The 9,775-nt window shown below is 63.5% G+C and carries 13 protein-coding genes; 6 read left to right on the forward strand and 7 right to left on the reverse strand.

Annotation, left to right across the window (positions count from 1 at the left end; genetic code table 11):
* The first annotated feature begins 53 nt into the window (after window positions 1–53).
* From tsaD to LX70_RS10790, 4 genes are read left to right on the forward strand one after another with little or no spacing between them, the layout of a single operon-like run.
* Entirely contained in the window at window positions 54–1,139 is a 1,086-nt protein-coding gene (gene tsaD, locus LX70_RS10775; protein ID WP_105514775.1) for a tRNA (adenosine(37)-N6)-threonylcarbamoyltransferase complex transferase subunit TsaD, read from the forward strand.
* Window positions 1,136–2,104, forward strand: coding sequence for an NAD(P)H-dependent glycerol-3-phosphate dehydrogenase (locus LX70_RS10780; protein ID WP_105514776.1), 969 nt, complete (start codon window positions 1,136–1,138; stop codon window positions 2,102–2,104). Before tsaD ends, LX70_RS10780 begins: the two co-directional genes overlap by 4 nt.
* A complete protein-coding gene (locus LX70_RS10785; RefSeq protein WP_105514777.1) occupies window positions 2,104–2,373 on the forward strand; it encodes a YciI family protein in 270 nt (89 codons plus the stop codon). The genes LX70_RS10780 and LX70_RS10785 overlap by 1 nt, the downstream gene beginning before the upstream one ends.
* On the forward strand, window positions 2,373–2,792 hold the full coding sequence (locus tag LX70_RS10790; RefSeq protein WP_105514778.1) for an EVE domain-containing protein: 420 nt from the start codon (window positions 2,373–2,375) through the stop codon (window positions 2,790–2,792). The genes LX70_RS10785 and LX70_RS10790 overlap by 1 nt, the downstream gene beginning before the upstream one ends.
* A gap of 264 nt (window positions 2,793–3,056) precedes the next feature.
* Here LX70_RS10790 and LX70_RS10795 read toward each other — a convergent pair whose 3' ends face one another.
* The 3 genes from LX70_RS10795 to LX70_RS10805 form a co-directional block, all read right to left on the reverse strand.
* Window positions 3,057–3,398, reverse strand: a complete 342-nt coding sequence (locus tag LX70_RS10795) for a DUF2853 family protein (RefSeq protein WP_105514779.1) — start codon at window positions 3,396–3,398, stop codon at window positions 3,057–3,059.
* Window positions 3,399–3,601: 203 nt separating this feature from the next.
* A complete protein-coding gene (gene ahcY / locus LX70_RS10800) occupies window positions 3,602–4,996 on the reverse strand; it encodes an adenosylhomocysteinase (protein WP_105514780.1) in 1,395 nt (464 codons plus the stop codon).
* Window positions 4,997–5,059: 63 nt separating this feature from the next.
* A complete protein-coding gene (locus LX70_RS10805) occupies window positions 5,060–6,133 on the reverse strand; it encodes an acyltransferase family protein (RefSeq protein ID WP_105514781.1) in 1,074 nt (357 codons plus the stop codon).
* Window positions 6,134–6,336: 203 nt separating this feature from the next.
* On the opposite strand from LX70_RS10805, the gene LX70_RS10810 reads away from it, so the two are divergent.
* Entirely contained in the window at window positions 6,337–6,942 is a 606-nt protein-coding gene (locus LX70_RS10810) for an HD domain-containing protein (RefSeq protein WP_105514782.1), read from the forward strand.
* On the opposite strand, the gene LX70_RS20750 is transcribed toward LX70_RS10810, so the two are convergent.
* Window positions 6,939–7,079, reverse strand: a complete 141-nt coding sequence (locus LX70_RS20750) for a hypothetical protein (protein ID WP_170076177.1) — start codon at window positions 7,077–7,079, stop codon at window positions 6,939–6,941. The two genes, LX70_RS10810 and LX70_RS20750, sit on opposite strands and share 4 nt — an antisense overlap.
* A gap of 97 nt (window positions 7,080–7,176) precedes the next feature.
* Here LX70_RS20750 and LX70_RS10815 point away from each other — a divergent pair, with 97 nt between their 5' ends.
* Entirely contained in the window at window positions 7,177–8,055 is an 879-nt protein-coding gene (locus tag LX70_RS10815; protein ID WP_105514783.1) for a LysR substrate-binding domain-containing protein, read from the forward strand.
* Here LX70_RS10815 and LX70_RS10820 read toward each other — a convergent pair.
* The 3 genes from LX70_RS10820 to LX70_RS10830 all read right to left on the reverse strand — a co-directional run bounded on the left by LX70_RS10820 (window position 8,052) and on the right by LX70_RS10830 (window position 9,707).
* Window positions 8,052–8,366 (reverse strand): H-NS histone family protein, encoded by a 315-nt coding sequence (locus LX70_RS10820; protein ID WP_105514784.1) that lies wholly within the window; start codon window positions 8,364–8,366, stop codon window positions 8,052–8,054. The genes LX70_RS10815 and LX70_RS10820 overlap by 4 nt on opposite strands.
* Window positions 8,367–8,459: 93 nt before the next feature.
* The gene (locus LX70_RS10825) at window positions 8,460–9,014 is read right to left on the reverse strand and encodes an ActR/PrrA/RegA family redox response regulator transcription factor (protein WP_105514785.1); all 555 of its coding nucleotides are present in this window, start codon (window positions 9,012–9,014) and stop codon (window positions 8,460–8,462) included.
* 51 nt (window positions 9,015–9,065) lie between these two features.
* On the reverse strand, window positions 9,066–9,707 hold the full coding sequence (locus tag LX70_RS10830) for an SCO family protein (protein ID WP_105514978.1): 642 nt from the start codon (window positions 9,705–9,707) through the stop codon (window positions 9,066–9,068).
* Between the last annotated feature and the right edge of the window lie 68 nt (window positions 9,708–9,775).

Below are 9,775 nucleotides of genomic sequence, written 5' to 3' on the forward strand. Positions count from 1 at the left end.
CCGGTGTTACCTGCCGCAACACCGCGACGCAACAATCGGACCGCGTGGGGAACATGACCATCGTCCTCGGCCTTGAGAGCAGCTGCGACGATACGGCAGCGGCCATCGTCCGTCTTGGGGACGGCGGGGCAGAGATCCTGTCGTCGGTCGTCTACGGGCAGACCGCGCTTCATGCCGATTTCGGCGGTGTCGTTCCCGAGATTGCGGCGCGCGCCCATGCCGAGAAGATCGACCTGTGTGTCGAAGAGGCGCTGACAAAGGCCGGGCTTGGCCTTGGCGCGATGGATGCCATCGCCGTGACCTCTGGCCCCGGCCTGATCGGCGGTGTCCTGTCCGGGGTGATGTGCGCCAAGGGGCTGGGCGCCGGGGCAGGGCTGCCGGTGATCGGGGTCAACCACCTTGCCGGTCATGCCCTGACGCCGCGCCTGACGGATGGGTTGCGCTTTCCCTACCTGATGCTCCTCGTCTCCGGCGGGCATTGCCAGTTCCTGATCGTCGAGGGGCCGGATCGGTTCCGGCGCCTTGGCGGCACCATCGACGATGCGCCGGGGGAAGCGTTCGACAAGACGGCAAAGCTGCTTGGCCTGCCGCAGCCCGGCGGACCGGCGGTTGAGGGTGAGGCGCGGCTGGGCGATCCGGCGCGGTTTGCCTTTCCCCGTCCGCTTCTGGACCGGGAAGGGTGTGACATGTCCTTTTCCGGGCTGAAGACGGCGCTGCTGCGCGCGCGCGATGCTGTTGTGGCGGAAAAGGGCGGGTTGACCGTGCAGGACCGGCGCGATCTTTGCGCCGGGTTTCAGGCGGCGGTGGCCGATGTGCTGACGGAGAAATCCCGCCGCGCGCTGGCCCGGTATCGCGGCGCCGGGGCGGAGGAACCCGCCTTTGCGGTCGCCGGAGGTGTCGCCGCCAACACGGCGCTTCGGGCACGGCTTGAGGGGCTTTGCGCGGATACCGGGATACGGTTCGTCGCGCCACCGCTGGCGCTTTGCACCGACAATGCCGCGATGATCGCCTGGGCCGGGATCGAGAAGCTTCGGGCCGGCGCGGTCGACCCCGCCGACCTTGTGGCGCGACCGCGCTGGCCGCTGGACCGGGCGCAACCGGCCTTGCTCGGGTCCGGCAAGAAGGGGGCGAAGGCATGAGGATCGGGATCATCGGCGCGGGCGCCTTCGGGACGGCCCTTGGCGTTGCGCTGGCTTCGGGCGGGCGCGCGGTCACGCTTTGGGCGCGCGATGCCGTTCAGGCAGGGGTGATGCGGGAAACGCGGCGGAATGAACGCTATCTGCCGGGGATTGTGCTGCCCGAAAACGTCTCTGTTACCGCCGAAAAGGGCGATCTGGGCGCGTCGGATACGATCCTGCTGGCCACCCCGATGCAACGGCTTTCGCAGGTGATCGGCGATTGGCACGGGCTGCTGGACGGGCGTGTTCTTGTCGGCTGTGCCAAGGGGATCGACCTTTCCACCGGGCTGGGCGCCGTCGGGATCATCCGGCGCGGTTGCCCGAACGCCACCCCTGCCCTTCTGACGGGACCAAGCTTTGCCGCCGACATCGCGCGCGGCCTGCCGACGGCTTTGACCCTTGCCGTCGCCGACAGCGGGAAGGGTGAGGCGCTTCAATCCCTGCTCTCAACCCCTGCGCTGCGGCTTTATCTGACCGACGACATCGCCGGGGCCGAGCTTGGCGGGGCGCTGAAGAACGTCATCGCCATCGCGGCGGGCGCGGTGATCGGTGCCGGGCTTGGCGACAGCGCCCGGTCCGCCCTTGTGACGCGCGGCTTTGCCGAGATGCAGCGCCTTGCCGCCGCCCGTGGCGCGCGCCCCGAAACGCTGGTGGGGCTGTCCGGTCTTGGCGACCTGATCCTGACCTGCACCTCGGACCAGTCGCGCAATTACCGTTTTGGCCTGTCCCTTGGCCGCAAGGAAAGCTTCGATCCCTCCGTCACCGTCGAGGGTGCCGCGACGGCCCGCGCCGCAGTTGACCTTGCCGCCCGCCATGGCGTCGAGATGCCGGTCACGAGCGTCGTCGCCGACCTTGTCGCCGGACGGAAAAGCGTGGCCGAGGCCATGGACACCCTGTTGAACCGCCCCCTGAGGAGAGAGATCTGATGCTTTACGCCGTCATCTGCCGCGACAAGCCCGGCCACCTTCCTGTGCGTCAGGCCACGCGCGCCGACCATCTGGCCTATATCGAGGCGACCGGGATCGTCTGCATGGCCGGGCCATTCCTTCAGGACGGCGCGATGTGCGGGTCGCTGGTGATTGTCGAGGCCGACGATCTTGCGGCGGCGCAGGCCTGGGCCGAGGGCGACCCCTACAAGGCGGCCGGGCTCTTCGAATCGACCGAGGTCATCGAATGGAAGAAGGTGATCGGCTGATGCGCTACTGGCTTTTCAAATCCGAACCCGATGTCTGGGGCTGGGACGCGCAGGTCGCCAAGGGTGCGGCGGGCGAGGAATGGAACGGTGTGCGCAACTATCAGGCCCGCAACAACATGCGCGCGATGGAACTGGGCGATCGCGGGTTTTTCTACCACTCCAACCAGGGGCGGGAAATCGTGGGCATCGTCGAGGTTTGCAAGCTTGCCCATCCCGACAGCACGACCGACGATCCGCGCTGGGAATGCGTGGACATCAAGGCGGTCAGGCCGATGGGGCGGGCGGTGACGCTGGATGAGGCGAAGGCAGACCCACGGCTCGCCGATATGGTGCTGGTCAACAACAGCCGTTTGTCGGTGCAGCCGGTGACCGAGGACGAGTGGCGCGTGATCTGTGAGCTGGGCGGCGTTGAGCCCTGACTTGCCACCGGGCAATCGCGTCACGGCTGAACGAGAAAAGGGCCCCGGCCATCGACCGGGACCCTTCGCCACCCCAGGTGCACCCCTGCACCACGCGTGAAATCGAAGTGGTCACGGCCATCCTGGCCAGACATTGGGACCATAGCCCCTCACCGTCAGCCGGGCAAGAAATCTAAGCCTAAAACTCTGTTCAAAATGGAATTGTGCGCCGTGGCGCCGGGTCATTTCCGTCCGCCCCGAAGGACGGACGGAAATCGTGGGCCGTCACTTATAGACGGCTTCCTTGCCGAAATGCTTGACGAGCATGTAGTAGACGACGGCGCGGTACTTGTTCCGCTCCGACCGGCCATAGGTTTCGATCACGGCATTGATCGCATCCATCAGCTGCGGCCCGTCGGCAAGGCCGAGCTTCTTCATCAGGAAGTTCGCCTTGACGGTTTCAAGCTCGGACGCCTGGCCCGCCGCCACCGTCGCGGCGTCGGCGTCATAGATCGACGGCCCGCAGCCGATCGTCACCTTCGTGAGAAGGTCCATATCCGGCGTCATCTTGCATTTGTTCTTGAGATCGTCGGCGTATTTGGCGATCAGCTCGTCTCTTTTTCCCATGACCAGTCTCCAGTCTTTCTTTGCGTGACAGTCAGGCACGTTTCCTCGTACGCGCCGCGCGGAGGTTACGGGCAACCTCAGCGCCCGGCAAAGGAAAAGCGCAATGTCCTGCGGTTGTCAGGGGGAAAAATGGCCGCATTGGCCCAGATCGTGGAGTTTCGGGGTGTCGGCGGCAGGTTTCCGCCGCCGACACCCGCAACCTGTCAGTAGCGGTAGTGGTCCGACTTGAACGGGCCTTCGACCGCGACGCCGATATAATCGGCCTGATCCTTGCGAAGCTCGGTCAGTTTCACGCCGATCTTCTTCAGGTGCAGGCGCGCGACCTTTTCGTCGAGGTGCTTGGGCAGGATATAGACGCCCGGCTTGTACTCCGCCGACTTGGTCCAAAGCTCGATCTGCGCCAGAACCTGGTTGGTGAAGGAGGCCGACATCACGAAGGACGGATGCCCGGTGGCATTGCCAAGGTTCAGCAGGCGGCCTTCGGACAGAAGGATGATCCGCGCGCCCGATGGCATCTCGATCATGTCCACCTGGTCCTTGATGTTGGTCCATTTGTGGTTCTTCAGCGCGGCGACCTGAATTTCGTTGTCGAAGTGGCCGATATTGCCGACGATGGCCATGTCCTTCATCGCGCGCATATGCTCGATACGGATCACGTCCTTGTTGCCGGTGGTGGTGATGAAGATGTCGGCGTCATCCACGACGTCTTCCAGCACGACAACCTCAAACCCGTCCATCGCCGCCTGAAGCGCGCAGATCGGATCGACCTCGGTCACCTTCACGCGGGCGCCGGCGCCACGGAGCGACGCAGCAGACCCTTTGCCGACATCGCCATAGCCGCAGACCACGGCGACCTTGCCGGCCATCATCACGTCGGTGGCGCGGCGGATGCCATCGACAAGGCTTTCCTTGCAGCCATACTTGTTGTCGAATTTCGACTTGGTGACAGAGTCGTTCACGTTGATCGCCGGGAAGGGCAGCAGGCCCTTCTTGTGCAGGTCATAAAGGCGGTGAACGCCGGTGGTGGTTTCCTCGGAGACGCCCTTGATCGCCTCGCGCTGTTTGGTGAACCAGCCGGGGGTTTCCTTCAGACGCTTCTTGATCTGGTTGAACAGGCACACTTCCTCTTCCGAGGTCGGCGTCTCGATCAGGCCCGTTTCACCGGCCTCGACCCGCGCACCCATCAGGATGTAAAGCGTCGCGTCCCCGCCATCGTCGAGGATCATGTTGCAGGTGCCTTCCGGGAACTGGAAGATCTTGTCGGTATAGGCCCAGTAATCCTCAAGCGTTTCGCCCTTGATGGCGAAGACCGGGACACCGCTTTGCGCAATGGCGGCGGCGGCGTGGTCCTGGGTGGAGAAGATGTTGCACGAGGCCCAGCGCACATCCGCGCCCAGCGCGGTGAGCGTTTCGATCAGGACCGCGGTCTGGATCGTCATGTGCAGGGACCCGGCGATCCGCGCGCCCTTCAGCGGCTGTTTGGTGCCATACTCCTCGCGCAGCGCCATCAGGCCCGGCATCTCCGTCTCGGCAATATCAAGCTCTTTGCGGCCGAACCCGGCCAGTCCGATGTCCCGGACGATATAATCTTTCGGCATCCGCCGTACTCCTCAATGTCTGTCTTTGGCGGTCCAATTACCACTCCGGGCGGCAGGCGGCAATCAAGCAGCGCGCGAAGAGGTTTCCGGGCGAACCTTTCCCCGCAGCGCGATCTGGATTGTCGGCGTGGCGGCGTCCAATAGCCGGTTCAGGAGGCGGCCCGCGAACAGCGACACGAAGGGCATGGTCAGATAGAAGATCAGGTAGCTTGGCCGCATCTCATTTCCGACGAGGCGCAGCCAGATCACCCAAAGCACACCGATCAGCGGCACATGCAGCAGATAGGCCAGAAAGGTTGCCCGGCCGATCCGGGGGGCGGTGCTGTGCGGCAACAGCCAGAGGACGGCAGAGATCAGCGACAGCGTCAGAAGGCAAATCCCCAGCCGCCGCAGCAGAAGGGGGACCTGAAACATGGTCAGCCATCCATCCGGCAGATCGGCCAGACCCCATCCGGCAAGGATGAAAAGATAGCCGAAGGCCAGACCGATTGAGGGCCGGGACAGCGTGGCGAGAGAGATGCCGAGCCGTGCAAGGCACCCCCCAAGGATCACGAATTGCAGGATGCCATCGCGGAAGATCAGCGGTTGCAGATGATCGCCAAAACCGCCCAGAAGAAGCGCCACGGCGACCATGACATGCGGGGCGCGGTCGATCAGAGGCAACAGAATCCGCAGGATCAGGGTCGAAACGAAAAGATCCCGCAGGAAGAAAAGCGATACATTCGCAGTCGGCCCCGTCAGCCCGGCCCAGGCGTTGATGGCGTCCATCAGCGAGGTATCGGTGCGACGAAAGACCGAGGCGGGCGTACCCGTGGCCCCTTCCTTCGCGGCGGCAAGGACAAGGTAGATCGCGCTCCAGACCAGGGCCGGGATAATGATGCTTTCGAACCGCCGCCAGGCGACCTTCGGCACCGTCAGCCCCCGCGCGCGCTGCCAGAAGAGATAACCGCTGATGAAGCTGAGAAGGGAGACGCTGATCCGGCCCAGCGTATCGCCCAGAAGCAGCCCGACCAGCGCATAATCGCCGCCATTGACGATGCTCGGCCGCGACAGGCCGGGGCTGACATGGACCCACATCATCGCGACGATGCAGAAAACCCGCAGCAATTCGATCTGTCGGCTGTCCTGCGGCGTCATCGGCGGGCGAATATCCCGATAGTCATTCGGTGCGGTTCGCACTATAGCATTTCGGGTTTGCGCTGAATCAGAATTCGAACTTGTTTCGTTCGGATTCTGATACGTGCTCTCTCAACGAGAACCCGAAACGCACTTTCACGCGGTTCGAAGGAAAAGGACAGCGCCGAGGCGAGGGGTCGGGGCGCAATCGGGAGGTGGCGACGATGAAAACTCCGCGCGCCTGGCAACGGATGCTTTCGGGACGGCGGCTTGACCTGCTTGACCCGACGCCCGTGGATATCGAGATCGAGGACATCGCCCACGGGTTGTCCTTCGTCGCGCGCTGGAACGGGCAGACGATGGGGGACTGGCCCTATTCGGTCGCGGAACACTCGCTCTTGGTCGAACAGTTGTTCGAACGGGCCAATCCGGGGATTTCTGCGCGCTGGAAGCTGGCCGCGCTTTTGCATGACGCGCCGGAATATGTCATCGGCGATATGATCAGCCCGGTGAAGGCGGCAATCGGGCCGGGCTACGGGGCGCTGGACGACCGGCTGACAGCAGCGGTTCACCTGCGCTTTGGCCTGCCCGCGACCCTGCCGGTCGCGATCAAGAAAGAGATCAAGAAGGCCGACAAGGTTTCCGCCTGGCTTGAGGCGGTTCACATCGCCGGGTTCACCCGCGCCGAGGCGGACAAGTATTTCGGCCGACCCGAGGCCACCGCCGGTTTGGCGCGTGACCTGACCATCCGGTTGCGTCCCCCGAAAGAGGTGCGTGCCGATTTTGTCGCCCGGCACGCAGCCCTGTTGTCCGAGATCGCCACGGGCTAAAGCCGCAGCCCGGCAAGGTTCAGCCAGCTTTTTCTCTGGCGCCGGTCGGCGCAGGGGTCCGGGCGGTCCGACGTCGGCGGGCGGTCATCCCGGCGAAAGGTGGCGATGCGGTAGACATCTGCGAGTATCAGTAACATTTCTTCTCTCCATGACAGATCATGGTTTGAAGTATTGCCCATTGATGCGAAGATCCGTGAGTCAACTGATCTTCCGATATGTAAGCTGAATTATCATATGAACGGCCCCGACTGGATCACCCTGCCCTCGCTTTCCGGCTTGCGCGCGTTTGAGGCGGCAGCACGGCTTGGCGGGTTCAGCGCGGCGGGACGGGCGCTGAATGTGACCCATGCCGCCATCGCCCAGCAGGTCCGCGCGCTGGAGCGTGAGCTGGGCGAGGCGCTGATCTATCGCGACGGCCGCGCGCTGAGCCTGACGGAGAAGGGCCGGGCGCTGTCGGCCGAGCTGACAAACGGCTTCATGGCCATCCAGGCGGCGGTAGAGATCACCCGCGCCCGCGCCGACCGCCCCGTCGCGATCAGCCTGTCGCCCAGCTTTGCCGCCAACTGGCTGATGCCGCGTCTTGCCCGGTTCTCACGCATTCACCCCGAGATTCAGGTGACGCTTAGCCCCGATCACCGCCTTGCCGACCTTGCCCGCGAGGGGTTCGATTTCGCCATACGTTTCGGACGCGGCAAATGGCCGGGGGTCGAGGCCGAGTTCCTGACCACCGCGCGCTATGTGATCGTCGCGACGCCGGACCTGATGGCGGGGCGCGCGGTGCTTGACCGGGACGAGGTGGCGAAGATGCCGGTGATCCTGGAACAGGACTGGCCCGAACACCGGCACTGGCTGTCCTCGCAGCTTGGGCTGGACCTTGGCACGCTGGCGATCCGGGAATTCGCGACCGAGGAACTGGCCCTTGGCGCGGCGCGGCAGGGGCTTGGCCTGCATGTCATCAGCCGGGCGCTGGTCGAAGAGGACGTGCAGCAGGGCCGCCTTCAGATCGCCTTTGAGGGCAATGACGAAGGCCCGGCCTATTATATCGTGACGCCGCCGGGCGTTATCAGGCACCCGGCGCGTCAGTTCTTGAAATGGCTCAAGACCTCGGTCTAGATCGCCAGGTCTTCGAGTTTCTTGCCGGATTTCAGAGCCGCCTCAACCCAACGCGGACGACGGCCACGGCCGCTCCAGGTTTCGGATTTATTGGCCGGGTTGGCGTATTTCGCCTTGGCAGGGGCGCGCTTGCGCGAGGGTTTGGCGCCCACGATCTCTTCAAGGGAAAACCCGAGGTCGCGTGCCTTGTCTTCAAGTTCCTTCCGCGCCTCGCGTTTGCGGCGTTCTTCGAAATCCGCGATGTGACGGGTCACCTGACCCTGAAGCGCTTTCAGCTCTTTCAGGGACATCTTTTCCAGATCAATCGGCATAGTCTCTCCTGCTCAAAATCCCACGCAAGAGCGAGATAAAGGAATTACCGCGATCCTTTCAAGCTGTGCTTTTGGATAATTGGCCGCAATAGGCTATTTCGGGCTTCTTTTCGCAAGAATTCGCTGAAGCGTCCGCCGGTGCATATTTAAACGGCGGGCGGTTTCGGAAATATTGCGGTCGCAAAGTTCGTAAACCCGCTGGATATGTTCCCAACGCACACGGTCAGCCGACATGGGGTTTTCCGGCGGCGCGGGGTGGGATTCGCCCTCGGCCAGAAGCGCATTGGCGATGTCGTTGGCGTCGGCAGGCTTGGAGAGATAATCGACGGCGCCGATCTTGACCGCGGCCACTGCGGTGGCAATGGCGCCATATCCGGTCAGGATAACGACGCGGCAATCCGGCCGGTGTTCGCGCAGGGTTTCCACGACGTCGAGGCCGTTTCCATCGCCCAGCCGCAGGTCGACGACCGCATAGGCCGGCGGGCGGGTAGAGGCGGCGATTTTCCCCGCCTCAACGCTTTCGGCGGTTTCCGGGGTGAACCCACGCTTTTCCATCGCGCGGGCAAGGCGCGTTACGAAAGGCACGTCATCATCGACCAGAAGCAAGCTGGGATCAGGCCCGAGATCGGGTTTCAGTTCGTCGGGCATGGATGTCCTCGCGTTCTTTTTCGCCGACTTTAGGCGCAGCGCCCGGCGCGGTCAATTTGACTTGGCGTCAGCCTCAAGAAAGCAGGCGATGCTGGCGGCCATCGCCTCGGGGTCCATTTCGCGGTCGTAGAATTCCACGAAGCCTTCATTCGGCAGCATCAGATAGGTCTGCGTCATGTGATCCACGATGTAATAGGGATCAGAGGTATCGTCGGGGACGCGGAAATAGGTCTTGTATTCCTTCGCGACGGCGGCGATTTCCTCGGCCGATCCGGTCAGGCCCAGCATCCGGGGATGGATGTAATCTGTCCATTCCTTCAAAACCTCGGGTTTATCGCGACCGGGATCGACGGAAATGAAAACCGGCTGAAGCATATAGCCCATTTCTTCAAGCGCGTCGGTCGCCTCGGCATTGCGCGCGGTATCGGCCGGGCAAATGTCGGGGCAGAAAGTATAGCCGAAATAAACGATGCTCGGCTGGTTCAGCACGTCCTTGTCCGTCACGCGCTTTCCATTCTCATCGGTCAGCGTGAAAGGCCCGCCGATGGTCCCCGGCCCCCCGGCCACGGTCGAGGCGCGGCAAGCGGCGAATTTGTCCGACCCCTGCCGCTTTGAGACGGCATAAATGGAGACGAGCGCGACCGCAGTCACGGCGACGGCCGCAATGGCAATGCTGCGTGTCGATACATTCATGGTCATTCCCCCGTTTGTCTGGCCGCATTGATCGCGCATCGGGGCCAGACTATCAATTGCCCCACCAC

The organism is Albidovulum denitrificans (assembly GCF_002973535.1).
Classification (GTDB): Bacteria; Pseudomonadota; Alphaproteobacteria; order Rhodobacterales; family Rhodobacteraceae; genus Albidovulum; species Albidovulum denitrificans.